This is a genomic window from Curtobacterium sp. 18060 (assembly GCF_902706105.1).
Taxonomy (GTDB): domain Bacteria; phylum Actinomycetota; class Actinomycetes; order Actinomycetales; family Microbacteriaceae; genus Curtobacterium.
In genome coordinates, this window is record NZ_CACSJV010000006.1 from 23,431 (window position 1) to 48,413 (window position 24,983).

The window sequence follows — 24,983 nt, forward strand, 5'->3', positions numbered from 1 at the left end:
GGTTACGCCTCAACTCCTGCGCCGGCCGGCGCGTCCTGCGGGGCCTGCTGCGGGCGGCGGTCACCGCGGTCGCTGCCACGACGGTCGCCGCCACGGTCGCCACGCTCACCGCGCGGGCCGCCACGACGCTCGGGGCGCGACGAACGCTGGTTCGCCTGCTCGCGAGCGAGCTCCTTGTTCGTGATGTCGCCCTTGTAGATCCAGACCTTCACGCCGATGCGGCCGAACGTGGTCCGGGCCTCGTAGAAGCCGTAGTCGATGTTCGCGCGGAGGGTGTGCAGCGGCACACGGCCTTCGCGGTAGAACTCCGAACGGGACATCTCGGCGCCGCCGAGACGGCCCGACACCTGGATGCGGACACCCTTGGCGCCGGCGCGCTGTGCACCCTGCAGGCCCTTGCGCATGGCGCGACGGAACGCGACACGAGCGGAGAGCTGCTCGGCGATGCCCTGCGCGACGAGCTGGGCCTCGGTCTCGGGGTTCTTGACCTCGAGGATGTTCAGCTGGATCTGCTTCTTGGTGAGCTTCTCGAGCTCACCGCGAACGCGCTCCGCCTCGGCGCCGCGGCGGCCGATGACGATGCCCGGACGCGCCGTGTGGATGTCCACGCGGACACGGTCACGGGTGCGCTCGAGCTCGATGCGAGCGACACCGGCGCGGTCGAGGGTCTTCTTCAGGTACTCGCGCACCTTGATGTCCTCGGCCACGTAGTCGGCGTAGCGCTGACCGGCCTTCTTGCTGTCGGTGAACCAGTGCGAGACGTGGTCCGTCGTGATCCCGAGACGGAAGCCGTACGGGTTGACCTTCTGGCCCATTAGTTGCTCGCCTTCTTGCTCGTCGCGGCAGCCTCGGCCTCTTCCGGCGTCGCGAGGACGACCGTGATGTGGCTGGTGCGCTTGTTGATGCGGAAGGCCCGGCCCTGGGCGCGCGGCTGGAACCGCTTCAGGGTCGTTCCCTCGTCGACGAAGACGCGGCTCACGTAGAGGTCGCGCTCGTCGAGGAAGCTGTTCGTCGAGTCAGCCTTCACCCGGGCGTTCGCGATCGCCGAGGCGACCAGCTTGTACACGGGCTCCGAAGCGCCCTGGGGGGCGAACTTCAGGATGGCGAGCGCCTCGTGGGCCTGCTTGCCGCGGATCAGCTCGATGACGCGACGGGCCTTCTGAGGCGTGACGCGGATGTGTCGCACGCGTGCGATCGACTCCACCATTTCGTTCCTCCTCTGCGTCCCCGCGTTAGCGGCGACGGCCCTTCTTGTCGTCCTTCACGTGACCACGGAAGGTGCGGGTCGGCGCGAACTCGCCGAGCTTGTGACCGACCATCGACTCGGTGACGAACACCGGGATGTGCTTGCGGCCGTCGTGCACCGCGATGGTGTGACCGAGCATGTTCGGGACGATCATCGACCGTCGCGACCAGGTACGGATCACGTTCTTGGTGTTGGCCTCGTTCTGCGTGACGACCTTGCGGAGCAGGTGCTCGTCGACGAAGGGGCCCTTCTTCAGACTGCGTGGCATCTTCTGAACTCCTACTTGCGCTTCTTGCCGGCGTTACGGCGACGGACGATGAGCTTGTCGCTCGGCTTGTTCGGCTTGCGCGTGCGACCCTCGGCCTGGCCCCAGGGGCTGACCGGGTGACGACCACCGGAGGTCTTGCCCTCGCCACCACCGTGGGGGTGGTCGACCGGGTTCATCGCGACACCACGCACGGTCGGGCGGACGCCCTTCCAGCGCATGCGGCCGGCCTTGCCCCAGTTGATGTTCGACTGCTCGGCGTTGCCGACCTCGCCGATCGTGGCGCGGCAGCGTGCGTCGACGTTGCGGACCTCGCCCGACGGCAGACGGAGCTGCGCGTAGGGGCCGTCCTTGGCGACGAGACGCACCGAGGCGCCGGCCGAGCGGGCCATCTTCGCGCCGCCACCGGGGCGGAGCTCGATGGCGTGCACGACGGTACCCACGGGGATGTTGCGCAGCGGCAGGTTGTTGCCGGGCTTGATGTCGGCGCCGGGGCCCTGCTCGATGACGTCGCCCTGCTTGAGCTTGTTCGGCGCGATGATGTACCGCTTCGTGCCGTCCACGTAGTGCAGGAGCGCGATGCGCGCAGTGCGGTTGGGGTCGTACTCGATGTGAGCGACCTTGGCGTCCACGCCGTCCTTGTCGGAGCGACGGAAGTCGATCACGCGGTACTGGCGCTTGTGGCCACCACCGATGTGACGCGTGGTGATGCGGCCGGAGCTGTTGCGACCACCGGTCTTCGGCAGCGGACGAAGCAGGGACTTCTCCGGAGTCGAACGGGTGATCTCAGCGAAGTCGGCGACCGACGAGCCGCGACGACCGGGGGTCGTCGGCTTGTAGTTACGAATAGCCATGATTTATCCCTCTGGTCCTCAGCCGACAGCCGTGAAGATGTCGATCGAACCGGACTTGAGCGTCACGATGGCGCGCTTGGTGTCCTTGCGCTTGCCGAGACCGAACTTGGTGCGACGGGTCTTGCCCGGGCGGTTCAGCGTGTTGATGCTCGCGACCTTGACCTCGAAGATCTTCTCGATGGCGAGCTTGATCTCGGTCTTGTTCGAACGGGGGTCCACGATGAACGTGTACTTGCCCTGGTCGATGAGCGCGTAGCTCTTCTCCGAGACGACCGGCGAGATGATGACGTCGCGCGGGTCCTTGTTGAAGCCGCTCATGCGGTGATCTCCTTCGCGGTCTTCGACGCGATGAAGGCGTCGAGGGCGCTCTTGCTGAAGACGACGGCGTCCGACTTGAGGACGTCGTAGGCGTTCAGCTGGCCGTACGAGAGCGCGTGGACGTTCGGCAGGTTGCGGATCGACTTGAGCGTCAGCTCGTCGTTCGACTCGAGCACGATCAGCACGTGCTTGACGGGCGCGACCTTCTCGAGGAGCGTGCGAGCGACCTTGGTCGACGGCACGTCGGCCTCGACGAAGCCGTCGACAGCCGAGATGCGGCCACCGCGGGCGCGGTCCGAGAGCGAGCCGAGCAGCGCTGCGGCGATCATCTTCTTGGGGGTGCGCTGCGAGTAGTCGCGGGGGGTCGGTCCGTGGACGACACCACCACCGGTGTGCTCGGGAGCACGGACGGAACCCTGACGGGCGCGGCCGGTGCCCTTCTGCTTGAACGGCTTGCGACCGGCACCGCGGACTTCGCCGCGGTTCTTGGTCTTGTGGGTGCCCTGACGCGCGGCTGCGAGCTGCGCGGTGACGACCTGGTGGATCAGCGGGACGTTGGTCTCGACGTCGAAGAGAGCTGCAGGCAGCTCGACGGTGCCGGACTTGACACCCGATGCGTCGAGGACGTCGATCGTGGTTGCGGTCGTGGTGGCCATGATCACTTACCCTTCACGGCGGTGCGGACGAAGACGGAGCGGCCACGAGCACCGGGGACGGCGCCCTTGACGAGCAGCAGACCCTTCTCGGCGTCGACGGCGTGCACCGTGAGGTTGAGGACGGTCACGCGGTCGCCACCCATACGACCGGCCATGCGCATGCCCTTGAAGACACGTGACGGGGTCGAGGAAGCACCGATCGAGCCGGGCTTGCGGTGGTTGCGGTGTGCACCGTGCGAGGCGCCGACGCCGTGGAAGCCGTGGCGCTTCATGACACCGGCGAAGCCCTTGCCCTTGGAGGTACCGACGACGTCGACCTTCTGGCCCGCCGTGAACGTGCCGTCCACGGTGAGCTCCTGGCCGAGCGTGTACTCAGCGGAGTCGTTGGTCCGGATCTCGGTGAGGGTGCGACGCGGGGTCACGCCAGCGGCCTCGAAGTGGCCAGCGGCCGGCTTGTTGACCTTGCGCGGGTCGATGGCACCGGCGGCGATCTGGATCGCCTCGTAGCCGTCGCGCTCAGCGTTGCGGATCTGGGTGACCACGTTCGGGCCGACCTCGATCACGGTGACGGGGATGAACTTGTTGTTCTCGTCCCACACCTGGGTCATCCCGAGCTTCTTGCCGAGGAGGCCCTTGACGGTCTTGGTTGAGTTCGCCATTGGTCAGCCCCCTTACAGCTTGATCTCGATGTTGACGTCTGCCGGCAGGTCGAGTCGCATGAGCGAGTCAACGGCCTTCGGCGTCGGGTCGACGATGTCGATGACCCGCTTGTGCGTGCGCTTCTCGAAGTGCTCGCGCGAGTCCTTGTACTTGTGAGGAGAACGGATCACTGCGATCACGTTCTTCTCGGTGGGGAGTGGCACCGGGCCGACCACGGTTGCACCGGCACGGGTCACCGTGTCGACGATCTTCCGGGCCGACGTGTCGATGACCTCGTGGTCATACGACTTGAGCCGGATGCGGATCTTCTGTCCCGCCATGTGTCTCTTGTCCTCTCTCTGCGCCGCGCACCCGCAGGCCGCCTGACGCCGCTCGGCTCCGCATTGCTGCAGACCGTGCTGTTTTCCTGAACCAACCGGCCGCATCCGCTGGGGATGACCGCTGTTCACCTGTCAACCGCGCGGGCGACCTTGGCCGTCCAGCGTGGGCAATCGACTTCCTCGCACTCCGGGCGCAACAGTGTCGCGTCCGTCATGACCTCGGGGAGTCGTGTTCTGCTGCCTGCGGCCCAACCCAGCCCTGCTGAACAGGGGGGTTGTGCACTGCCAGAGCAGTGATCCTGCGGACTCGCACCCGCGGGGAATTCGGAACCGGACAAGTCTCGCATGTCCCGAGCCCACGTGCAACCCGGGCGTGTCGCGATGTGCCGGGCGTGTCGACACCGGCTCGCTTCCCCGGATCCACGCGGATCGGACGGCCTGGAGGCACGGGTCGCCGCCGCAACGCGGAGCGCCCTCCGGACATGGTCCGGAGGGCGCTCGTGGAGACGGTTACTCGGCCGTCACCGGGGGGACGAACCACGGCGGGAAGACCGCCACGCGCGGCGCGTGGCCGCCGTGGTCGGCGAGCACCGCACGGACTGTCTGACGGGCCTTGTCGTTCGGGACACCGATCACCGCGACGGACGAGAACGGCACGCTCGGCCCCGCGAGGAGCTCGAGTCCGAGCATCTCGGGGTCGGAGAAGTCGGTGCGGCGGATCAGGTTCGTCCCGGCGTCGGGGCCGACGGCGAACCGGACGTCGTCGGCGTCGGCGTCCTGGTCGGCGACGACCACCGAGTCACCGAACGCCGAGACCGGGACGACGAGCACGACGTAGTCCACCGCGCGCGTGCGTCGGGCGGCGTCGGACCACCGCTCCCCGACGGCGCCGGTGCGGAGTTCGTCCCACCGGACGGCATCCGGCGACAGGGTGAAGGGCACGTGGCTCGCGATGGTGCTGCCGTCGGGCGCTTCGGCCTCGGCGCGTGCGCCCCGGGTCTCGGGGCTGCTGACGTCGACGGCGGGCTCCGCCTGGTCGGCCGCCAGGATGGCGCCGGACCCGACGATGCCGTCGAGGTTGTCGATGTGGGTCACGTGGTGCGCACGCAGCGACGCGAACACCCGAGCCTCGGGCAGGTCGGCCGACGACGACCGGAGCGACGTCGGTGAACGCAGCGACGTCCCGGGGCCGGAGGCCGGCGGGTCGACGCGCAGGTTGGTGGTGATGCGGGTCCGCCGTGGCGCCGGAGCGGCTGGGATCGCCGACTCCTCACGCTGCCGGGGCGCGCAGATGTCGCAGAGCTCGGTGGGGAAACCGTGGATGCACTCGTCAGTCACGACTGTTGTGGGTCCTTCCGTGCCGTGTGGGGTGGTCCGGCACGTCGACCAACGCTACGTCATCCGGACGCTCCCGGGGTCATTGTCGGTAGAGCAGTGCCCGGACCTCGGACTCGGCGGCGTGGATCCGGGCCGGATCGATGGTCTCGCCGTGCTCGTAGGCGTCGAGCAGCCGCGGGTCGATGTAGCTCTGCCGGCACACCGTCGGGGTGTTGCCGAGCTCGTCGCTCGCGGCCTTCACGGCATGGGACACCGCACGCTTCCGCTTCGCCTGCGACGACAGCGGACCGGTCTGGGCAAGGTCGACGGCCGCGGCCACCGTGCCGTGCAGGGTGCGGAAGTCCTTCGCCGTGAAGTCGTCACCAGCACGCTCCTTGACGTAGGCGTTGATGTCCTCGGCGGACAACGGCTCCCACTCGTCACCGCGGCGTTCGCGGAACGACAGCAGTCGGGCGTTCGGCCCACGGCGCTTCATGCCGGCGATCACCGTCGCGAGGTCGGCGTCGTGGATCGACGACGACCACTCCTGCCCGCTCTTGCCGGGGAAGTCGAGCTCGATGTCGTCACCGGAGACGTGGGCGTGCGCGCACAGCAGGGTCGACAGTCCGCGGCTGCCGTGCTCGCTGGCGTACCGCTCCGATCCGACCCGCAGCGAGCCCTGGTCGAGCATCCGGAACGCTGCGGCCAGCGCTCGGCGGCGATCGGGTTCCGGTCGTCGGAGGTCCTGCGTGACCCCGCGCCGTGCGACCGGCAGCGACTCCGCGAGGGCGAGCGCCCGGTCGTACTTGATCCGGTCCATCCGTTCGCGCCACGACGGGTGGTACATGTACTGGCGGCGTCCGGCCCCGTCGATCCCGGTCGCGAGGACGTGCCCGTTCTCGTACGGCGAGATCCAGACGTCGTCCCAGGCCGGCGGGATGACGAGGTCCTCGAGCCGCTGACGCACCGCGGCATCGGTGACGGTCGCACCGTCGGGGTCACGGTACGAGAAGCCGCGGCCGCTCCGGACACGGTGGTAGCCACGACCGGAGGTCGTGGAACGGCGCAGACGAGTCACCCGGCCGAGCCAACTCCCCGCTGCCTGGGACGCCGTACGGGGCGGACGGACGCCGTCGTGGCGGGCGTACCCCGGGCCTCCCGTCCGCCGCCCGCCAGGGCCGTGAGCGGCCGACAGTGGCTCCGAGCGCTGCCACGTCGACCGGGGCAACGACGCAGCGGGGCCGAGCCCGAAGGCTCGACCCCGCTGCGACCGGGGCAACGACGCAGCGGGGCCGAGCCCGAAGGCTCGACCCCGCTGCGGCAGGTAACCGGAGTTACTTGAGGATCTTCTCGACCGTACCGGCGCCGACCGTACGACCACCCTCACGGATGGCGAAACGGAGGCCCTCTTCCATGGCGATCGGCTGGATCAGCTCGACCGTCATGGCGACGGTGTCACCGGGCATGACCATCTCGGTGCCCTCGGGCAGCGTGATGACGCCGGTGACGTCCGTGGTGCGGAAGTAGAACTGCGGGCGGTAGTTCGCGTAGAACGGGTTGTGACGCCCACCCTCGTCCTTGGTCAGGATGTACGCGTTCGCCTGGAACTCGGTGTGCGGCGTGACCGAACCCGGCTTCACGACGACCTGGCCGCGCTCCACGTCCTCGCGCTTGAGGCCACGGATGAGCAGACCGGTGTTGTCACCGGCGACCGCCTGGTCGAGCAGCTTGCGGAACATCTCGATGCCCGTGACGGTGGTCTTCTGCGTCGCGCGGATGCCGACGATCTCGACCTCGGCGTTCAGGTTGAGCGTTCCACGCTCGACGCGACCGGTGACGACCGTTCCACGACCGGTGATCGTGAAGACGTCCTCGATCGGCATCAGGAAGGGCTGGTCGGTGGCGCGCACCGGGTCCGGCACGTGCTCGTCGACCTGGGCCATGAGCTCCTGGACCGACTTGACCCACTTCTCGTCGCCCTCGAGCGCCTTGAGCGCCGAGACCTGCACGACGGGGGCGTCCTCGTCGAACTGCTGCGTGCCGAGGAGCTCGCGGACCTCGAGCTCGACGAGCTCCAGGATCTCCTCGTCGTCCACCATGTCGGACTTGTTCAGCGCGACGACGATGTAGGGGACGCCGACCTGGCGGGCGAGCAGCACGTGCTCACGCGTCTGGGGCATCGGGCCGTCGGTGGCGGCGACCACGAGGATCGCGCCGTCCATCTGCGCCGCACCCGTGATCATGTTCTTCACGTAGTCGGCGTGACCGGGGGCGTCGACGTGCGCGTAGTGACGCTTCTCGGTCTGGTACTCGACGTGCGAGATGTTGATCGTGATGCCGCGCTGGCGCTCCTCGGGAGCGTTGTCGATCTGCGCGAAGTCACGGGCCTCGTTGAGGTCCGGGTACTGGTCGTGCAGAACCTTGGTGATCGCCGCCGTGAGCGTGGTCTTGCCGTGGTCGACGTGACCGATGGTTCCGATGTTGACGTGCGGCTTGGTGCGCTCGAACTTGGCCTTGGCCACTGTGGGTCCTCCTCAGGACTCGGAAGCGTCATCCCCGGCCGGCCCTGGATGGGCTCGCGACCGTTGATGCGCGGTGTGTGTCTGTACTTTACTTGGTGGCGAGGGGCCCGTCGCCGGGCACCCCCGCCTGTGGAGAAGCGCTGAGCGCTACTCCCCCGCGTTCTTCGCGATGATCTCCTCGGCGACCTTGGCCGGGACCTGGCTGTAGGTCTCGAAGGTCATCGAGTAGACCGCACGACCAGAGGTCTTCGACCGCAGGTCGCCGACGTAGCCGAACATCTCGGACAGCGGCACGCTCGCGCGGACCACCTTGACGCCCGAGGCGTCCTCCATCGAGGCGATCTGGCCACGACGGGAGTTCAGGTCACCGATGACGTCGCCCATGTACTCCTCAGGAGTACGGACCTCGACGGCCATGATCGGCTCGAGGATCGCGGGACCGGCCTTGCGGGCCGCTTCCTTGTAGGCGATGGAACCGGCGATCTTGAACGCCATCTCGGACGAGTCGACGTCGTGCGCCGCGCCGTCCTTGAGGATGGCCTTCACGCCGACGGTCGGGTAGCCCGCGAGGATGCCGACCTGCATGGCGTCCTGGATACCGGCGTCGACCGAGGGGATGTACTCGCGCGGGACACGGCCACCGGAGGTCGCGTTGACGAACTCGTAGACCTTCTCGCTCGTGACCTCCATCGGCTCGAGCGCGATCTGCACCTTCGCGAACTGACCGGAACCACCGGTCTGCTTCTTGTGGGTGTAGTCGTAGCGCTCGACGATCTTGGTGAGCGTCTCGCGGTAGGCCACCTGGGGCTTGCCGACGCTCGCCTCGACGTGGAACTCGCGCTTCATGCGGTCGACGAGGATGTCGAGGTGGAGCTCGCCCATGCCCTTGATCGTCGTCTGACCGGTCTCGGCGTTGAGCTCGACGCGGAACGTCGGGTCCTCTTCGGCGAGCTTCTGGATGGCCGTGGAGAGCTTCTCCTGGTCAGCCTTCGTGTTCGGCTCGATCGCGACCTCGATGACCGGCTCCGGGAACGTCATCGACTCGAGGACGACCTGGTTGGTCGGGTCGCACAGGGTGTCACCGGTGGTGGTGTCCTTGAGGCCGATGACCGCGTAGATGTGGCCAGCGGTCACGTTGGCGACCGGGTTCTCCTTGTTGGAGTGCATCTGGAAGATCTTCCCGATGCGCTCCTTCTTGCCCTTGGTCGAGTTGATGACCTGTGCGCCGGACTCGATCGAGCCGGAGTACACGCGGACGTAGGTGAGGCGACCGAAGAAGGGGTGCACCGCGACCTTGAACGCGAGAGCCGAGAACGGCTCCGACGCGTCGGGCTTGCGGATGATCTCCTTCTCCTCGTCCTTGACGTCGTGGCCGATCATCGGCGGCACGTCGAGCGGGGACGGGAGGTAGTCGATGACGGCGTCGAGCATCGGCTGGACACCGCGGTTCTTGAACGCGGAACCGCACAGCACCGGGTAGAGCGTGCTGCTCACGGTGAGGGCGCGGATCGCGGCCTTGATCTCGTCGACCGAGAAGTCGGTGTCGCCCTCGAGGTAACGCTCCATGAGGACGTCGTCCGCCTCGGCCACGCGCTCGATGAGCTTCTCGCGGTACTCGGCGGCGCGGTCCTGCAGGTCGGCCGGGATCTCTTCGATCTCGTACTTCGCACCCATCGCGACGTCACCCTTGGCGTCGCCGCGCCAGGTGAGTGCACGCATCTGGACGAGGTCGACGACGCCTTCGAACGAGCTCTCCGAACCGATCGGCAGCTGGAGCACGAGGGGCTCCGCACCGAGGCGGTTGATGATCGTGTCGACGGTGTAGTAGAAGTCCGCGCCGAGCTTGTCCATCTTGTTGACGAAGCAGATGCGCGGGACGTTGTACTTGTCAGCCTGACGCCACACGGTCTCGGACTGGGGCTCGACGCCCTCCTTGCCGTCGAAGACGGCGACCGCACCGTCGAGGACGCGGAGCGAACGCTCCACCTCGACCGTGAAGTCCACGTGACCGGGGGTGTCGATGATGTTGATCTGGTTGTTGTCCCAGAAGCAGGTCGTCGCGGCCGACGTGATCGTGATGCCGCGCTCCTGCTCCTGCGCCATCCAGTCCATCGTGGCAGCGCCGTCGTGGACCTCACCGATCTTGTGCGTGATGCCCGTGTAGAACAGGATGCGCTCGGTCGTCGTGGTCTTGCCGGCATCGATGTGCGCCATGATGCCGATGTTGCGGACCTTGTTCAGGTCGGTGAGCACGTCCTGTGCCACAGGGTTCCTCCGGAAGAGTTGTAGGAGAGGTTGGCGGCCGTCCGGGCGCCGGGGTTCTTGACCACCGGTGCCCGGACGGTGCCGGGACTACCAGCGGTAGTGGGCGAAGGCCTTGTTCGACTCGGCCATCTTGTGCGTGTCCTCGCGGCGCTTGACCGCGGCACCGAGACCGTTCGACGCGTCGAGGATCTCGTTCATGAGACGCTCGGTCATCGTCTTCTCGCGACGGGCCTTGGCGTACGAGGTCAGCCAGCGGAGCGCGAGGGTGTTCGCGCGGTGCGGCTTGACCTCGACCGGGACCTGGTAGGTCGAGCCACCGACGCGGCGGCTGCGGACCTCGAGGGTCGGACGGACGTTGTCGAGCGCCTTCTTGAGCGTGACGACAGCATCCTGCTGGTTCTTGGCAGTGACGCCCTCGAGTGCACCGTAGACGATGCGCTCGGCGAGGCCCTTCTTGCCGTCGAGCAGGATCTTGTTGACGAGCTGGCTGACGATCGGCGCACCGTAGACCGGGTCGGCGACGACGGGACGCTTGGGGGCGGGACCCTTACGAGGCATCTAACTCAACCCTTCTTCGCGCCGTAGCGGCTACGAGCCTGCTTACGGTTCTTCACGGCCTGGGTGTCCAGGGCGCCACGGATGATCTTGTACCGCACACCGGGGAGGTCCTTCACACGACCGCCACGGACGAGCACCATCGAGTGCTCCTGGAGGTTGTGGCCCTCACCGGGGATGTACGCCGTGACCTCGGTGCCGTTCGAGAGCTTCACACGAGCGACCTTGCGCAGTGCGGAGTTCGGCTTCTTCGGGGTGGTGGTGTAGACGCGGGTGCACACACCACGCTGCTGGGGGTTCGCCTTCAGGGCGGGCGCCTTGGTCTTGGTGACCTTCGGCGTACGACCCTTGCGAACCAGCTGCTGAATAGTAGGCAACTGTTCTCCTGGTTCTTCGCTCGTGCTCTCTGGCCGGCGCGATCCGCCGGCTTCCTCGTCCCACGCTGATGACCGCCTGACGGCGGAGGAATCTGCGGGGGGACGGAGTGGTCCGACTGGGCGATCTTGCTCGCCGGACTTTTCGGGCGCGCCCGAGGGCGCACACCCAGAAGAGACTACCCGCGTAACGGGACGAAATCAATCCGGGCCGGCACCACGCCGGACACCGTCATGAGCCGGTGTCCGAGGACCCGTTGCCGACCGCCGACCGGAACGTCGCGCCCGAGCTCGAGAACCCCGTGATGTACCCGCTCGCGTTGACGTTGAGCGGTCCGGCCGTGGCCGTCCCGGTGCCGCCCGCGCCGGCGATGTCCGCCGTGAAGGTGGCCCGACCGAAGGTGGTGGTGGAGACGAGCCAGCCGTTCGTCGTCCAGCTGCCGACGGCGACGGTCGGCCGCGACTCGAGCGTCCACTTCTCGTTCGTGTAGGTGTACGCGGGGTTCTCGCCGTACGCGTAGAAGCTGCACCCGGCCGGCGCTGCGTCGTTCGAGGCGATGCAGCCGTCCACCCAGGCGTCCACGGCCCGCTTCGCCGCCTGGTCGCCCGCGTTCGTGAGCGTCGCGGTCATCTGCACCGGCGTCGAGGTACTGCCACCGAACCCGCCCACGACGGCGCTGCCTCCAGTGGCCTTGGTCCACTTGCCGCCGTCGTACGTGACCGCGTAGGTGCCGGGGAGGGCGCGGAGACCGACCGTGCCGTCCTTCGGGGTCTTCGTCGACGTGCCCGCGACCTGCACCGAGGCGCCGGCCGGACCCCGGACGCTGACGTCGACGCTGCCGAGCTCCGGCGCCTGCAGCTCCCACACCGGGAACACGCCCCAGTCGGTGCCGGTCTTGTCGAGCGTGAAGGTCGCCGCGACGTCACGGCCGGCCTGGCGCAGGTACGCGCGGACGGTGGCGGTGTCGCCGTCCGTGCGCGTCGCGGCCACCCGGTAACCGGTGACCTTGGCGGTCGCCTTCGCGTACGCGGCGTCGGTCAGGAGCACGTCGGCCTTCGTCCGGTCGATGCCCGCTGCGTCGAGGGCGTCGGTGACCTTCCCCGCGGTCAGGTCGTCGAGGAACGCCCGCACGGGGCGGTCGGCCGAGTGGGTGGCCGAGCCGACCGAGAACCCGACGACACCGGCGACGAGCAACAGCACGACGGCGGTGCTGCCGGCGATGATCCCGATGAGCTGGCCGCGGCGGAGCTTTCGGCGCGGTGCACGCGACGCGGTCGGGGCGTACTGCGCGCCGTGCGCGGTCGTGCCGACCTGCGCCGTCGACCCGGCCTGCGCGTTCTGCGCGGCCGCGGGCGTCTCTTGCGTCCCGCGGATCGACGCCACCGACGGCACGGCTCCCCAACCGTCCTGCTGGTCCGGATCCGGCGTGTTCTCGTCGCTCATCGTTCCCCCGTTGCGTGTGCGTCCTGCCCGGGCAGACTACCGCCCGACGGTGTCGTCACCCGCGACGGTCGGCTCCTGCCGCTGCCCTGCCGTCGGTGTCGAGCCCGTCGTCCGGGCCTGGTGCCGGGCCATGGAGATCCCGCCGATCACCGACAGGAGCGCCACCACGACGGAGCCGACGACGAACGGCCCGAGTGCGTAGCCGGCCGGGAAGACGAGGAGCTCGGTCAGGTCGCGGCGGATCGCCGCGTACCCGACGGCACCGACGCCGAGCATGACCAGGTAGGCGGTCGCGGCGGCGACCAGGCCGGTGACACCGGGGTTGCCCTCTCGCGCGCCGACCGCGGTCGCGAGGAACACCACCACTGCGGCGCCGATCACCATGGCCGGGCCGAGGTACGGGGTCGCGTCCGGCTGCGCGATCGCCTCGACGTCGGCGAGGAGCGCTTCGAACCCCGCGACGGCGACGACGAGCGCGATGAAGAGGACGGACGTCATCGTCGCGATCAACCACCGGGACATGAGGTGATCGTATCGCCGACGGGGCGGTCAGCGGGTGGCTTCGGTCCGCTCCGCGTGGTCGGCGCCTTCGGCGGCGTCTGCGCTGTCCGCGCCGTCCGCACGCTCCACGTGCCCCTGGGCTGCGGCGACCAGGGCCAGCGCGATCGTCGCGGTGATGATCGGGACGGTCTCGGTCATCGGAGCGACCTGCGTCGTGCTCGTGGTCGGCGCTGCTTGCGTCGTGCTCGTGGTCGGCGCTGCTTGCGTCGTGCTGGTGGTCGGCGCTGCCTGGAGGCCCGGGGCTGCGTCCGCCTCGGAGGGCTCGTCCGGCTCGTGGTCGCGCAGGGCCGGGCCGATGATCGGCAGGACGCCGGTGGTGGACGCCGGCTCGGCGTGCAGGACGGTCGCCTCGGAGGCCGCCAGCTCGCCGCGCTTCGCCGCGCGACGGGCGCGTCCCATCTTCACCAGGACGACCACCGCCACGATCGCCCAGATGCCGTTGACGATGGTCGACGGCACCGCGTGGTGCGCGGCCACGTTGACGGCGACGGCCAGCCCGCCGACGAGGTTGAAGAGCTGGTAGACCGGCCCGTTCGGGAGCTTCCCCGTGGAGAAGAGAATGTAACCGGCCAGCACGGTTACAGCGCCGAACCAACCAAGGAATTCCACGATTCCGACCAACACGCGCGACTCCGGGCACGACGGGAACGGCCGGTTCGAGCCGACCGTTCGAGACGGAGATGAGCAGCCGCGATCACGGCGTCGTGAGCATCGTACGCACACCGTCGGGTGTCGCGGAAGAGGGGTCGGCGTGGCGCGTCACACCCCAGTGGGAGGGGGGCGGATCAGCCCTTGGTCGAGGCCGCGGCTGCGGTGTCGGCAGCCGCGTCAGGGGACCGGTCGAGAACGTAGATCGATCCGCCGAAGGTCCACGAACTGCTGCTGCTGGCAGCTCCGTCATCCCCGCTCTTCTCTGCCGACGAAACGGTCGTGATGAGGAACAGTCGATCGCCGCCCTGGACCCCCTTGACGAACTTCAGCGCCTGGTCGAACGAGCCGTCGACCGCAACGGTCACGGGGATCACCGAGAAGTTCTGGCCGGTGACCGCCGCATCCGTGACGAGGCTCGGTGCCTGTGGGGCGGACGGCGCCGCTCCAGCCGTCGCAGACGGCGATGCCGAGGGCGTCGCACCGCCCTGTCCCGCAGCCGCGGGCTCCGCCGCGACCGCTGGCGAGTACGCCGTCGCGTCGCTCGCCGTGAACGAGGAGACCTGCATCCCGGCAGCCGCGGCGGTCGTGTTGAGCTCGTCGATGAACGCCGACAGCCGAGCGGTGTCCGGTACCGAGGTCGCGCGGGTCGACAGCTCGCGCTTCATGGTTGGCAGGTCCGCCGCCTGCTCGCGCAGGCGTGCGAGCTCGCTCCGGCTGGTGTCGTTCGTCTGCTCGACGGACGCAGTCTGGGTGTGTGCCGCGGCCGTCTGTGCGAGCTGCGGCTGGACCGCGAGGAAGAACCCGCCGACGGCGACGACCGCCATCGCGAGGACGGCGAGCAAGAGGCTCAGGCGGTTTCGAGACATGATCAGTCCTTCTTCGCGTTGTCGACGGCGTACCGACCGTCGAACGCCTTCTCGTCGAGATGGATGGTCATGTTGACCGCGTACCCGCCGCCGTCCTGCGACCGTGCGACCGAGTTGGCGTTCGCATCGACGAACCCGGTGACCCCGCCGACGGCGGTGAGCCAGTCCGGGATCGAGGGCAGGGCGTCGCTCGTGGCGTCGAAGGTGAGCGTCGCGATGCGTTGCCCCTGCAGAGGGTCATCCGACTGCGCGTACGCTTCCTCGGCCCCGGCGGAGTCGATCGTCAGTCCGGTGATCTGCACCCCGGCCGGCAGTCTCGACCGCACCGACGCGAGCGTCGTCGCCCAGTCGATCTCCGTCGACCCGCCGACCGTCTGCGCGCTCTGCAGCAACGCGCTCTCGGATTCGGCCACACGGACGTCGCGGTACTGCCCCTGTTGCTTGGCGAGCGTCGCCGTCTCGCTCTGGGCCGCAGCCAAGTCCTGTTCGGCAGACATGCGATCCGTCATCGCCCAGCCCGTCGCCAGTCCGACCGCGACCGCGACGACCAGCACGCCCGCCCACGCACGCCGAACCGTGGCGCGCTGCCGCCGGCTGACGTGGACCTCGGTGGGGAGCAGGTCCACACGCGGCGGTCCTCCGACCACCAGGACGCGAGTCTTCGCGCCGGCTCTCGGCGTGCGGGGGGTGGCGTCTGCACTGCGGCCGGGAGTCGCCCGGGATGGTCGACGTCGGTCGGTCGAGCGGGTGTCGATCATCTTGGTCATGCTGCTCGACCTCCGACCGCCAGGCTCCAGGCGACCGAAATGGAAGCCGACCGCTCACGGAGGAGTTCCGGCGTGATGCCCCGCGCGGTCCGCGCTGACACGAACGGGTCCCCGACGGCGACCGGCAGGCCGGAGACGTCGCCGAGGCTCTCCCGGAAGCCGGGGAGAGCCGCACCGCCACCGACGAGCACGATGCCCCGCACGACATCGGCAGGTCGGGTGTTCGCGTAGTAGGTCACCGTGTTCCGGACACTGGTGAGCAGTTCGCCGACCGTCTCACGCGTGACGGCCACGGCGCGGGCGTCGTCCGGCGTCTGCGCCCGTCCGACCAGACCGAAGTGCCGCTTGATCGCCTCGGCTTCGGCGAGGGAGACCTCGAGCCGGGTGGCCATCGTCTTGGTCACGTGGTCGCCGCCCGTCGGGATGATGCGCACGAAGGTGGGGACCCCGTCGTTGGCGATCACGACCGACGTCGTGTTGCCGCCGCAGTCGACGATCGCGACCGTCCCGGCGCCGGCGACCCGGGGTGCCAGGACCCGTGACAGGGCGAACGGGATCAGGTCGACACCCACCGGGCGCAGCCCGGCCAGCTCCGCAGCGCGGACGTTCGCGAGGACCGCGTCCTTGATCGCAGCGACGAGCAAGCCGTGCACGACCGGTCCGGACTCACCGACCCCCTCGGACACCGGGTAGAAGTCGAGGATCGCGTCGACGACCGGGACGGGAAGCATGTCCTGGACCTGGAAGGGGAGCGACTCGCGGATCTGCGCGAGCGGCGCCTTGGGCACGGTGAGGTCACGTGAGAGGACGCGCTGGTTCCCCATGCCCAGGACGACGTCCTTGGTCCGGAAGCGGCCGATCGACCAGAGCTCACGGAGTGCCGCCGCGACCGTGTTCGCTTCGAGGACCTCGCCCTGCTTCGTCGCGTCCTTCGGGACCGGCACCTCGGCGACACGGACGATCGTCGGGTTCGCCTTCTCGGCGTCGGCGACCTCCACCGCGCGGATCGTCTCGGCACCGATGTCGATGCCGACGATGTTCTTCGTCATGTCGTGTTCCTTCCGGTCGGGCCGGGCTCAGTGGGTGTCAGCCCGGATCGTCAGGCGAGGCCGAGGAGTTGGAGGTAGGCGTTCCAGACCGGGACCCCGAAGAACGCGCCCACCCACGCGCCGAGGAGCATCCACGGGCCGAACGGGATCCCCGTCGAGCGACCCGCACGCCTGGTCAGGAGGAGGACGATCCCGAAGGTACCGCCGAGGAGGAACGCTCCGAAAGCACCCACAGTGAGGGGTCCCCATCCGAGGTACGCGAGCAGGAGTCCCAGGGCTCCGGCGAGCTTCACGTCCCCGAACCCCATCCCCCGTGGTGCCACGATCGCGAGGACCAGGTAGACGCCACCGAGGATCAGCAGACCGAGCAGCCCCCGGAGCATGGCGCCCCATTCACCGGTCAGGGCACTCGAAGTGGCGAGCAGCACGACCAGCACCGGGTACATCGGCAGGACGATTCGGTTCGGCAACGTGTGCGTGTCGATGTCGATGAGCGCCAATGCGACACTCACCGCCATGACGAAGAGCAGGGCGACGAGCAGGACCGTCTGGCCTGCGATGACCGCACCGGGCGCACCGCCCTGTGGCAGGAACCTGACCATCACCGCGATGAACAACACCCCGGTCGACGCCTCGACGATCGGGTACCGGACGGAGATCGGTTCGGCGCAGTCACGGCACCGGCCCCGGAGGACCAACCAGGACACCAACGGAACGTTGTCGAACCCCCGGATCGCGCGCCCGCACTTCGGACACGCGGATGCGGGGGTGACTACGGACATCCCGGCCGGGACTCGATGGACGACCACGTTGAGGAACGAACCGACGGCGAGCCCGAACATCGCTCCAAACGCCGCGACGAACGCCGCGAGGGTCGAGACGGCGCTGGTCACGAGATCGGCGCTCCGTTCGGGTCGTACGCCGTCTTCGACTCGACCTGGGTGGCCACTCGGTACGTCGTCACGGTCGGCTGCGGGAACTTCGGCGGCGTGTAGGTCGCCAAGCTCGAGTCGAACGTGTACGCCTTCGTGTAGCCCTGCCCGCTCGCCAGACCGACCGCACCGCGGAAGTTCTGCGCGATCGATCCGCTGACCGTGAGGGTCCCCCGGCCGTTCGACGGACCCCGCGTCCAGTTCTGCACGACGAACGTGCCGGTGTTCGAGAGGATCGCTGCGTCGATCTCGCGATCGTTCGACAGGATCGCAGCGTTGTTCGTGTTGATCGGGTTCCACACCCAGACCGCACGCTGACCGATCAGCCCGAGGACCGTGGACGCGGACCGGGTCGTCGGGTACCGGATGTCGCCGGTGACGTAGAGGTAGTTCTCGGCGGCGATGGTGACCGCCTTGTCGACCGTGCCCTGCACGAACGCGTCGCCGCGATCGCAGCCGTACGGCGCCGTCACCGAGGTGCCACCGCCAGCGGTGGGGTCCGTCTCGGAGTTGCTCGCCGAGGAACCGACGAAGGGGAAACCGACACCGTTCGGCTTCAGGGTGGTCGCGGTGCTCGCGGCCGACGTCGCGTCACAGGCCGTCGCGACGTTCTTGAGGGTGGCGTTGCCCTTCCAGTAGTTCGGGTCCGGCGTCGTCCCGGCCGCACGTGCGCTCGGCTCGTTCTGCACGAAGATCAGGTTGTTCTTCGGGATCGTGACGCGAGCACCGCTGGTACTCCGGAGGTCGGTGGGAGCACCGCACTTGGCCGCGGCTGCCGACGTGTCACTGTTCACGCCCGTGATCTGCGCCCCCGTTGTCGCGGTCGCTCCGGTGACCTGCGTCGCGATCGTCATCGGTGAGCGCACCGTCATCGTGCCGTCGCCGTTGAACGTGATCTTCGTCGGTCCGGTGTAGATGCAGCCGGCTCCCTCGACGGTACTGGTGGTGCTGGCCAGGTCGGAACGCGTGTAGTCGCGCAGGTCACCGATCGTGGCCGGCGGGGTCAAGGTCGAGGACGTCGTCGGGTTCGAGGCGTACCGCCCGAGCGTGCACCCACTGCTGCTCACGCCGTAGACGCTCTGGACCGTGCTCTTGAACTGCGCGCCGCACACCTTGAGTTGATCGTTCGACCGCACCGGCCCCTCGAGTACGTCGCCGCCGCCGAACTGGATCTGGTCGCAGGTCGCCGACGTCGCGACCGGTCGGTACACCGAGGTGCACGGCAGCGTCCCGACGCCCTTCTCGTTCGTGACGGTCGGGTCGCCGGACTCGAAGTTGGTGAAGTAGAGGTAGTTCGAGAAACCGTCCGGCCGCACGTTGGCGACGACGGTCCTGGTCGTCGTGCCGGAGCGCCCGGTCGACTGCACCCGGATCACGCCCTGCGACGAGAGCTTGCTGTTGTCGACGGCGTACCGGAACGACGAGTCGCCGGCGGAGCCGTCGCCGGTGGGAACGGACACCCACTGCTGACCGGACTGGTAGTTGAACGCCGCGTTGCCGCCGGTGCCCTTGCTGAAGGTACTGCTCGATGCGGCGCTGAACGGTGCGCTCGACTGCCCGTAGTTGCCGTACGTGTTGTCGGCGTTGAGCCGCGACTGGTAGTCGGCGACGCCGGCGTAGGCCGCCGCGATGGCTCGGTTCCAGGATCGGTCCGTCGATGTGACCTTCGCGCCCGACGTCGCGATCGCGACCATCGTCGCGACCAGGATCATCACGACCATGCCGATCCCCACGACGGCGACGAGGGCGACACCACGCTCGTCGTCCCGGGAACGGATCGCGCGGAGGAGTCGGATCACGAGGAAGCTCCCATCACGATGTTCGGCATGCTGGCCCTGTTGGTCAGGGTCACGGCGTTCGGGTCTGTCGCACTCGACCCGACCGTCAGTGTCACGCTGACGGAACGAATGTTCGGCAGGTCCGTCACCGCGACCGGCGACGTCGGCGTTCCGAGCACGTTGTTCGACGCGTCGGTGAACGAGAACGCGACGCTGTTCACTGCTGAGGACACCAGCGTGCGTTTCGACGTCGGAGACGACGCCAGCGTGGCACCGAGGGCCAGGGGGAACGAGAAGTACGAGGAGTTCCCGGACACCGCGGTGCCGTTCCACGTCGTCTCAGTGATCCGCTTCGTGACCGGGTCGAGCGTCAGCTGCACCTCGACGGGCTGGGAGAGCGTCGAGTCGAGGTTCACGTAGGCGAAGAACCGGATCGACGTCGCGCTCGCGTACTGGAAGGCGAACTGCGAGTCATCGCCGGTCGGCACCGGGTTGTCGGTCGCCGCCCGGAGCATGCGGCCCATCTCGTTCATCGCCGTCGAGGCAGCTCGGGTGTTCTGACTGATCGAGCTCGCCGTCACGGACGCCTTCTGGGACGCGACGAGGAACGAGCCCGCGATCGTCAGCACGAGGAGCGAGAGGCTCATGCCCACAATGAGCTCGACGAGCGTGATGCCCCGCTGGTCGGTGCGGGCACGGTCCAGCACCCGGCGGATCCTGCCGATCACGAGGTCGGCACCGTTCGTGGGTCGAGCGTCACGACGTTGCCGCTCGATGAGACCTTGAGGTTCGACACGTTCGGGTTCGAGGCGATGGTCTGAGTATTGCTGCTCAACACGCCACCGAGCACCGTCGTCCCGCGCAGCGTCCAGGTACCGAACGGCAGTGCGATCGTCGTCGCGGCCGAGGGCGTCATTCCGGTGAAGGTGTACGTCGTCGACGGGGCGCACCCGGGATCGCCGTTCGTCACCGCTGCAGTGTTCTTGACAGTCGCGACGAGGACGGTGTCCACGCCGCCCATCTTCACGTCGAACACCCCCATGGGAGCGCGCGCGGTGGCGGTGACCGCGGTCGTCGGGTTGTACCCGGGGGTGGAACCGTCGAGCGCGTTGAAGATGTTCGGTGACGTCGTCAGGTTGCTCGCCGTGGGCCACGCCGTCGGGTTGACGTCCTTGCACGTCGAGGTGTACGCGCCGGCGATCGCGGTCCACTGGTAGGGGAAGAGCACGGTGGACGTGGTGGTGACCGTCTGCACCGTGTCGTCGTAGCGGTAGGTCATCGGCAGCGAGGTCGGCAGCTTCGCCGTGAGGCCGTCCTTAAGGTTCAGGGGGGTGCCGGCCGTCACGGTGATCGCCTGGTCGTAGAGGAAGGTCGCGTTGCCGACGCCACCGGCGGTGGTGGCCACCGACGACGAAGGAGCGGTCACTCCGCCCTTGTCGATGTTCCCGGCCTTGGCGATCGTCACCTTGTAGGTCCCCGGTGTGACCCCGACCGCGTAACTGCACCCGTTCGTGTCGGTCACCGCTGGGGGGTTCGACAAGCCGGTCGCGCCGCCGGACACGGGCGTGATCGTCACGGCGACGCCGGAGTTCGGTCCGCCCGTCGCCGTCTGGACCCCGACCACGATCGTGGACGCGCTCGCGCTCGACACCGCCGCGGAAGGGGAGATCAAGGTGTCGAGGACGACGTTCTTCTGTCGCGGCGAGGTACCGCTCGTCCAGGAGACGGTGATCGACACACGCTTGTAAGCGAGGACGCCTGAGCCCGCGCCGCACGAGTTGTCGGAGCCGTCCGAGTTGATCCAGTTGGTGGTCTGCTTGATCGTGTACGCCTGGTTGCCGACCGACTGCAGCGTCGTGTCGTCGTCGAGCGTGAAGACGTCCTTCGTGCTGCGTGCCGCGTCGAGCGCCTGGTTCGCCAGGTTGAGCGCAGCTTCGCGCGAACGGTTGTCCTGCGTGAGGTAGAGCGTGGAGACGATCCCCGCTGCGACACCCGCGGCGATCATCGCGAAGATCGTCATCGCGACCATCACCTCGATGATCGAGAAGCCCTCTTCGGACTCACGGGCCGCCCGGAGGCGGTCGACGATGCGCAGCAACACGTTCTGCCTCTCGGTCGGAGCTGTAGTGGTCGCGACGAGCCGTGACGGACGTCACGGCTCGTCGCTGGACGTCATGTCAGCAGGTCGAACCGCTGACGACGCCGGAGGTGTCCGACGTGCAGAAGGTGTTGTTGGTCGAGCTGGTACCGACGATCTTGAACGTCGGCGCGGTGGTGGTCCCGCCGATCGTGTAGGCGATCGACGACGTGTCGCTGCCCAGACTCGCGCCCGCACCCTTCAGCGCCGTGGTGAGCGCGGTGGTTCCGTTGTACGTCCCCGCGGCGGGGAACGAACCGCTGGTCGACTGGATGCTGATCACGGCCGTCTTGAAGTTGGTGATGTCCGACTTCGTGCTCGATTCCTTCGCGTTGTTCGTGATGCCCAGGTACACCGGGATGGCGATCGCAGCGAGGATGCCGATGATGATCACGACGACGAGGAGTTCGATGAGCGTGAAGCCCTTCTCGTTCTCTTCGAGGAGACCCTTGCGGCGAGCGTTCAGCTTGCCCATGAGAGCGAAGTACATGGTGTTTCCATTCTTTCGGGAATGTGATGGGGAAAGTGTCCGGGGCTTGCTCGGCCGCCGGTGACGAGCGTATTCACACGAGGTTCGGTGCAGAATCCCGAGAACGGGGGTGATCGGGGGTGCGAAATACCCCCAGTACCGGGGGTGGAACAGCACGGGCCACCCCCGTCGGAGGGTGGCCCGTGCTGTTGGATCGCTACTTGACGAGCGACGATATCTCGAAGATCGGCAGGTAGAGCGCGACGATCATGCCGCCGACCACCACCCCGAGGAACCCGATGAGCAGCGGTTCGATCAGCGAGGTCAGCGCCTCGGTCGATGCCTCGACCTCGTTGTCGTAGAAGACCGCGATCCGTTCGAGCATCAATTCCATCGAACCGGCGTCCTCACCGACGGCGATCATCTGCGTCACCATCGTCGGGAACACTGATTCCCGCTCGAGCGGGGCGGCGATTGATTCCCCTTTTCGAACCGCGTCGGAAACGCGCCGCAATGCCTGCTCGACGACGAAGTTGTTCGACACCTGTCCGGCGATCTGCAATGCCTCGAGAATAGGGACACCAGCCCCGATCATGTTCGACAGGTTCCGAGCGAAGCGGGCCATCACGATCTTGCGGTTGAGTTGCCCGAACACTGGAAGGCGCATCCGGAGCGGATCAATCACCCGACGCACCCGGTCGGTGTTCTTGTTCGCCCGCCACCAGAACCACCCGACCACCACGGCGACCGCGAGGAACGGCCCGACGTACACCATCGCGTGGGACAGGTAGACGAGCATCAGCGTCGGCAACGGCAGCTGCCCGCCGAGCGACTCGAACATGCCCTGGAAGATCGGCACGATGAACACGAGCATGATGACGACCGCGGCCAAGGACATGCACAGCACCACGACCGGATAGGTCATCGCCGACTTGATCGTCGAGCGGAGCTTGTGCTCCTTCTCGAAGTTGGTGGCGATGGAGTCCATTGCCTGGTCGAGGAACCCGCCGGTCTCCCCCGCACGGATCATGTTGATCATGATCGGCGGGAACTCGACCGGGAACTTCGCCACCGCGTCGGAGAACGAGACGCCACGTTCGACGTCGTCGCGGACCTTGCCGAGGATCTCCTTGAGCTTCTTGCTCTCGGTCTGGTCGGCGAGGATCGACAGCGCGCGCAGCAGCGAGAGTCCCGAGGTGAGCATCGTCGAGGCCTGTCGCGACATGATCGCGAGGTCCTTGAGACCGACGCCCTTCTCGAAGCCCGGGATCTTGATCTCGGTCTGCAGGCCGGTGCCGGCCTTGGACTCCGTGATCGCGATCGGCGAGACACCCATGCCCCGGAGCCGCTGGACGACCGCGCCCTCGGACGAGGCGTCGAGACGACCCTTGACGAGCTTGCCGGCACCATCGCGCCCGCGGTAGTCGAATGCGAGGGACATCAGTAGCCTCCGGAGAACTTGTCGCCGAAGTCGATCCCGCTGGCGGCGATCGCGGCTGCCGAGGAGTCGGACGGGGACTCGACGCGCTGCACCAGGCGTTCGAAGCCCTCTTCGTCGTGCACCTTCTCCATTGCGGCCTTGCGCGAGATCGTTCCGACGTTGACCAGTTCGGCGAGGTCCTGGTCCATGGTGTGCATGCCCAGGTCACGCCCGGCCTGCATGGCCGAGGTGATCTGGTAGGTCTTGCCCTCGCGGATCAGGTTGCCGATGGCGGGGGTGATCGTCATGATCTCGGTGGCGACGACCCGGCCGACACCGTTGGCCTTCGGCACCAGGGTCTGGCAGACGACGCCCTGCAGGGTCGCCGCGAGCTGCGTGCGGATCTGGCCCTGCTGGTGTGGCGGGAAGACGTCGATGACTCGGTCGATCGTGCCGGGGGCGCTCTGCGTGTGCAGGGTGGCGAACACCAGGTGACCGGTCTCGGCGGCGGTGAGCGCGACCGAGATGGTCTCGAGGTCGCGGAGCTCCCCGATCAGGATGACGTCGGGGTCCTGACGCAGCACGTGTTTCAGCGCGGCGGCGAAGGAGTGCGTGTCGGCACCGACCTCGCGCTGGTTGATGATCGCCTTCTTGTGCTCGTGCATGAACTCGATCGGGTCCTCGACCGTCACGATGTGGTCGGCCCGGCTCTCGTTCACCAGGTCGATCAGGGCGGCGAGGGTCGTGGACTTGCCGGAACCGGTCGGGCCGGTGACCAGGACGAGTCCGCGGGGCAGGCCGGCGAAGTCGCCGACGTGCTCGGGGATGCCGAGCTGCTTGAGCGTCTTGATCTTGGTGGGGATGATGCGGAAGGCGGCACCCCAGTTGCCACGCTGCTGGTAGAAGTTCACGCGGAAGCGGTACTCCGGCGACAGCGAGTAGGCGAAGTCGAGTTCCTGCTCCTGGTCGAACTGACCGGCCTGTTCGGCCGACAGCATCGTCTTGAGGGCGGCGATGACCTTGCCGCGCGACCACGCGCCGCCGGGCACCGCGGGACGGAGCGAGCCATCGACGCGGACGGTGGGCGGTGCGTCGGCGGTGACGTGCAGGTCGGACGCGCCTTGGTACACGACCTGGGCGAGCGCGGTGATCAGGTCGGGGTCGGCGACCTCGCGCGCGTGGCGGGAGAACTCGATGTCGCCGCCGATCGTGGCGGTCGGTGCCGGGGCGCCAGCCGTGGGGAGCTGCTGCGTCGGCGCCTCGGCGTAGCCGTAGGTCGCGATCGACGACGGCACCCCGGCGGGCGGCGTCGCCGGAGCGGCGAGCGGCTGCGCGACGGGCACGGCGACGGGCGACCCGGACGGTGCCGGCCATCCGGCAGTGTCGTCCCCGAGGTCGTACACCTGCTCCGGAGGGGCCGACGCTGCGGCGGCAGCCAGGCGTGCTGCACGGCGGGAGCCCACCTCGGTGCCGGGGTTGCCCGGGTGCCAGCCGGCGACGGGCTCGTCGCCGGGGTGCGTGATGTCGTACACGGAGTCGGTCATCTGCTGCGCTCTC

The 24,983-nt window shown here is 68.1% G+C and carries 27 protein-coding genes; all 27 read right to left on the reverse strand.

What is annotated here, in order from left to right; translation table 11 throughout:
- Positions 1 to 2 precede the first annotated feature (2 nt).
- The gene (gene rpsC / locus GVL05_RS04850; protein WP_159571791.1) at positions 3 to 815 is read right to left on the reverse strand and encodes a 30S ribosomal protein S3; all 813 of its coding nucleotides are present in this window, start codon (positions 813 to 815) and stop codon (positions 3 to 5) included.
- On the reverse strand, positions 815 to 1,207 hold the full coding sequence (rplV, locus tag GVL05_RS04855; protein WP_111083466.1) for a 50S ribosomal protein L22: 393 nt from the start codon (positions 1,205 to 1,207) through the stop codon (positions 815 to 817). Before rplV ends, rpsC begins: the two co-directional genes overlap by 1 nt.
- A 25-nt stretch (positions 1,208 to 1,232) precedes the next feature.
- Positions 1,233 to 1,514 carry a 30S ribosomal protein S19 gene (gene rpsS, locus GVL05_RS04860; protein WP_017885529.1) on the reverse strand — a complete coding sequence of 94 codons (282 nt, stop codon included), beginning with the start codon at positions 1,512 to 1,514 and terminating at the stop codon, positions 1,233 to 1,235.
- A gap of 11 nt (positions 1,515 to 1,525) precedes the next feature.
- Positions 1,526 to 2,365 (reverse strand): 50S ribosomal protein L2, encoded by an 840-nt coding sequence (gene rplB / locus GVL05_RS04865; RefSeq protein WP_111083467.1) that lies wholly within the window; start codon positions 2,363 to 2,365, stop codon positions 1,526 to 1,528.
- Between the two features lie 18 nt (positions 2,366 to 2,383).
- On the reverse strand, positions 2,384 to 2,683 hold the full coding sequence (rplW, locus tag GVL05_RS04870; RefSeq protein WP_111083468.1) for a 50S ribosomal protein L23: 300 nt from the start codon (positions 2,681 to 2,683) through the stop codon (positions 2,384 to 2,386).
- Positions 2,680 to 3,339, reverse strand: a complete 660-nt coding sequence (gene rplD, locus GVL05_RS04875; RefSeq protein ID WP_111083469.1) for a 50S ribosomal protein L4 — start codon at positions 3,337 to 3,339, stop codon at positions 2,680 to 2,682. Before rplD ends, rplW begins: the two co-directional genes overlap by 4 nt.
- Before the next feature lie 2 nt (positions 3,340 to 3,341).
- Positions 3,342 to 3,998: a 50S ribosomal protein L3 gene (gene rplC / locus GVL05_RS04880; RefSeq protein WP_027466731.1), complete on the reverse strand. Its 657-nt coding sequence runs from the start codon at positions 3,996 to 3,998 to the stop codon at positions 3,342 to 3,344.
- 12 nt (positions 3,999 to 4,010) lie between these two features.
- A complete protein-coding gene (rpsJ, locus tag GVL05_RS04885) occupies positions 4,011 to 4,319 on the reverse strand; it encodes a 30S ribosomal protein S10 (protein ID WP_017885534.1) in 309 nt (102 codons plus the stop codon).
- Positions 4,320 to 4,829: 510 nt separating this feature from the next.
- A complete protein-coding gene (locus GVL05_RS04890; RefSeq protein ID WP_159571794.1) occupies positions 4,830 to 5,657 on the reverse strand; it encodes a DarT ssDNA thymidine ADP-ribosyltransferase family protein in 828 nt (275 codons plus the stop codon).
- 79 nt (positions 5,658 to 5,736) lie between these two features.
- Positions 5,737 to 6,714 carry a DNA topoisomerase IB gene (locus tag GVL05_RS04895; RefSeq protein WP_123293138.1) on the reverse strand — a complete coding sequence of 326 codons (978 nt, stop codon included), beginning with the start codon at positions 6,712 to 6,714 and terminating at the stop codon, positions 5,737 to 5,739.
- A 256-nt stretch (positions 6,715 to 6,970) separates the two neighbouring features.
- Positions 6,971 to 8,158, reverse strand: a complete 1,188-nt coding sequence (gene tuf, locus GVL05_RS04900; protein ID WP_131845947.1) for an elongation factor Tu — start codon at positions 8,156 to 8,158, stop codon at positions 6,971 to 6,973.
- A 147-nt stretch (positions 8,159 to 8,305) separates the two neighbouring features.
- Positions 8,306 to 10,423 carry an elongation factor G gene (gene fusA / locus GVL05_RS04905; protein WP_111083473.1) on the reverse strand — a complete coding sequence of 706 codons (2,118 nt, stop codon included), beginning with the start codon at positions 10,421 to 10,423 and terminating at the stop codon, positions 8,306 to 8,308.
- Between the two features lie 87 nt (positions 10,424 to 10,510).
- Positions 10,511 to 10,981 carry a 30S ribosomal protein S7 gene (gene rpsG, locus GVL05_RS04910; RefSeq protein ID WP_055950927.1) on the reverse strand — a complete coding sequence of 157 codons (471 nt, stop codon included), beginning with the start codon at positions 10,979 to 10,981 and terminating at the stop codon, positions 10,511 to 10,513.
- Positions 10,982 to 10,986: 5 nt separating this feature from the next.
- Positions 10,987 to 11,355, reverse strand: coding sequence for a 30S ribosomal protein S12 (gene rpsL / locus GVL05_RS04915; protein ID WP_017885540.1), 369 nt, complete (start codon positions 11,353 to 11,355; stop codon positions 10,987 to 10,989).
- Between the two features lie 229 nt (positions 11,356 to 11,584).
- Positions 11,585 to 12,796 (reverse strand): hypothetical protein, encoded by a 1,212-nt coding sequence (locus GVL05_RS04920; RefSeq protein ID WP_159571797.1) that lies wholly within the window; start codon positions 12,794 to 12,796, stop codon positions 11,585 to 11,587.
- A gap of 36 nt (positions 12,797 to 12,832) precedes the next feature.
- Positions 12,833 to 13,318: a DUF6121 family protein gene (locus tag GVL05_RS04925; protein ID WP_123936962.1), complete on the reverse strand. Its 486-nt coding sequence runs from the start codon at positions 13,316 to 13,318 to the stop codon at positions 12,833 to 12,835.
- Positions 13,319 to 13,345: 27 nt separating this feature from the next.
- Positions 13,346 to 13,966, reverse strand: a complete 621-nt coding sequence (locus GVL05_RS04930) for a hypothetical protein (RefSeq protein WP_235035854.1) — start codon at positions 13,964 to 13,966, stop codon at positions 13,346 to 13,348.
- 176 nt (positions 13,967 to 14,142) lie between these two features.
- On the reverse strand, positions 14,143 to 14,874 hold the full coding sequence (locus tag GVL05_RS04935; protein ID WP_159571803.1) for a hypothetical protein: 732 nt from the start codon (positions 14,872 to 14,874) through the stop codon (positions 14,143 to 14,145).
- A gap of 2 nt (positions 14,875 to 14,876) precedes the next feature.
- Positions 14,877 to 15,500: a hypothetical protein gene (locus tag GVL05_RS04940; protein WP_123339465.1), complete on the reverse strand. Its 624-nt coding sequence runs from the start codon at positions 15,498 to 15,500 to the stop codon at positions 14,877 to 14,879.
- A 137-nt stretch (positions 15,501 to 15,637) separates the two neighbouring features.
- Complete coding sequence (gene pilM, locus GVL05_RS04945) at positions 15,638 to 16,690, reverse strand: type IV pilus assembly protein PilM (RefSeq protein WP_123339464.1); 1,053 nt, start codon at positions 16,688 to 16,690, stop codon at positions 15,638 to 15,640.
- Positions 16,691 to 16,740: 50 nt separating this feature from the next.
- Entirely contained in the window at positions 16,741 to 17,532 is a 792-nt protein-coding gene (locus GVL05_RS04950; protein WP_159571944.1) for an A24 family peptidase, read from the reverse strand.
- A 47-nt stretch (positions 17,533 to 17,579) separates the two neighbouring features.
- Positions 17,580 to 19,421 carry a hypothetical protein gene (locus tag GVL05_RS04955; RefSeq protein WP_159571806.1) on the reverse strand — a complete coding sequence of 614 codons (1,842 nt, stop codon included), beginning with the start codon at positions 19,419 to 19,421 and terminating at the stop codon, positions 17,580 to 17,582.
- Complete coding sequence (locus GVL05_RS04960) at positions 19,418 to 20,128, reverse strand: type II secretion system protein J (protein WP_159571808.1); 711 nt, start codon at positions 20,126 to 20,128, stop codon at positions 19,418 to 19,420. Before GVL05_RS04960 ends, GVL05_RS04955 begins: the two co-directional genes overlap by 4 nt.
- The gene (locus GVL05_RS04965; protein ID WP_159571811.1) at positions 20,125 to 21,501 is read right to left on the reverse strand and encodes a prepilin-type N-terminal cleavage/methylation domain-containing protein; all 1,377 of its coding nucleotides are present in this window, start codon (positions 21,499 to 21,501) and stop codon (positions 20,125 to 20,127) included. The genes GVL05_RS04960 and GVL05_RS04965 overlap by 4 nt, the downstream gene beginning before the upstream one ends.
- 76 nt (positions 21,502 to 21,577) lie before the next feature.
- On the reverse strand, positions 21,578 to 22,027 hold the full coding sequence (locus GVL05_RS20335) for a type II secretion system protein (RefSeq protein WP_123339460.1): 450 nt from the start codon (positions 22,025 to 22,027) through the stop codon (positions 21,578 to 21,580).
- 196 nt (positions 22,028 to 22,223) lie between these two features.
- On the reverse strand, positions 22,224 to 23,447 hold the full coding sequence (locus GVL05_RS04975) for a type II secretion system F family protein (protein WP_159571814.1): 1,224 nt from the start codon (positions 23,445 to 23,447) through the stop codon (positions 22,224 to 22,226).
- Positions 23,447 to 24,970 (reverse strand): type IV pilus twitching motility protein PilT, encoded by a 1,524-nt coding sequence (locus GVL05_RS04980; protein ID WP_159571817.1) that lies wholly within the window; start codon positions 24,968 to 24,970, stop codon positions 23,447 to 23,449. Before GVL05_RS04980 ends, GVL05_RS04975 begins: the two co-directional genes overlap by 1 nt.
- Positions 24,971 to 24,983: the final 13 nt, after the last annotated feature.

What these genes read in the sequence shown, in the direction of transcription:
- rplB (WP_111083467.1), bottom strand. Translation starts at nt 2,365, where the DNA reads ATGGCTATTCGTAACTACAAGCCGACGACCCCCGGTCGTCGCGGCTCG.
- GVL05_RS04980 (WP_159571817.1), bottom strand. Translation starts at nt 24,970, where the DNA reads ATGACCGACTCCGTGTACGACATCACGCACCCCGGCGACGAGCCCGTC.
- rpsC (WP_159571791.1), bottom strand. Translation starts at nt 815, where the DNA reads ATGGGCCAGAAGGTCAACCCGTACGGCTTCCGTCTCGGGATCACGACG.
- GVL05_RS04920 (WP_159571797.1), bottom strand. Translation starts at nt 12,796, where the DNA reads ATGAGCGACGAGAACACGCCGGATCCGGACCAGCAGGACGGTTGGGGA.
- GVL05_RS04975 (WP_159571814.1), bottom strand. Translation starts at nt 23,447, where the DNA reads ATGTCCCTCGCATTCGACTACCGCGGGCGCGATGGTGCCGGCAAGCTC.
- rpsS (WP_017885529.1), bottom strand. Translation starts at nt 1,514, where the DNA reads ATGCCACGCAGTCTGAAGAAGGGCCCCTTCGTCGACGAGCACCTGCTC.
- rplV (WP_111083466.1), bottom strand. Translation starts at nt 1,207, where the DNA reads ATGGTGGAGTCGATCGCACGCGTGCGACACATCCGCGTCACGCCTCAG.
- rpsJ (WP_017885534.1), bottom strand. Translation starts at nt 4,319, where the DNA reads ATGGCGGGACAGAAGATCCGCATCCGGCTCAAGTCGTATGACCACGAG.
- GVL05_RS20335 (WP_123339460.1), bottom strand. Translation starts at nt 22,027, where the DNA reads ATGTACTTCGCTCTCATGGGCAAGCTGAACGCTCGCCGCAAGGGTCTC.
- GVL05_RS04925 (WP_123936962.1), bottom strand. Translation starts at nt 13,318, where the DNA reads ATGTCCCGGTGGTTGATCGCGACGATGACGTCCGTCCTCTTCATCGCG.
- rplW (WP_111083468.1), bottom strand. Translation starts at nt 2,683, where the DNA reads ATGAGCGGCTTCAACAAGGACCCGCGCGACGTCATCATCTCGCCGGTC.
- GVL05_RS04935 (WP_159571803.1), bottom strand. Translation starts at nt 14,874, where the DNA reads ATGTCTCGAAACCGCCTGAGCCTCTTGCTCGCCGTCCTCGCGATGGCG.
- rplD (WP_111083469.1), bottom strand. Translation starts at nt 3,339, where the DNA reads ATGGCCACCACGACCGCAACCACGATCGACGTCCTCGACGCATCGGGT.
- rplC (WP_027466731.1), bottom strand. Translation starts at nt 3,998, where the DNA reads ATGGCGAACTCAACCAAGACCGTCAAGGGCCTCCTCGGCAAGAAGCTC.
- pilM (WP_123339464.1), bottom strand. Translation starts at nt 16,690, where the DNA reads ATGACGAAGAACATCGTCGGCATCGACATCGGTGCCGAGACGATCCGC.
- GVL05_RS04950 (WP_159571944.1), bottom strand. Translation starts at nt 17,532, where the DNA reads ATGTTCGGGCTCGCCGTCGGTTCGTTCCTCAACGTGGTCGTCCATCGA.
- rpsG (WP_055950927.1), bottom strand. Translation starts at nt 10,981, where the DNA reads ATGCCTCGTAAGGGTCCCGCCCCCAAGCGTCCCGTCGTCGCCGACCCG.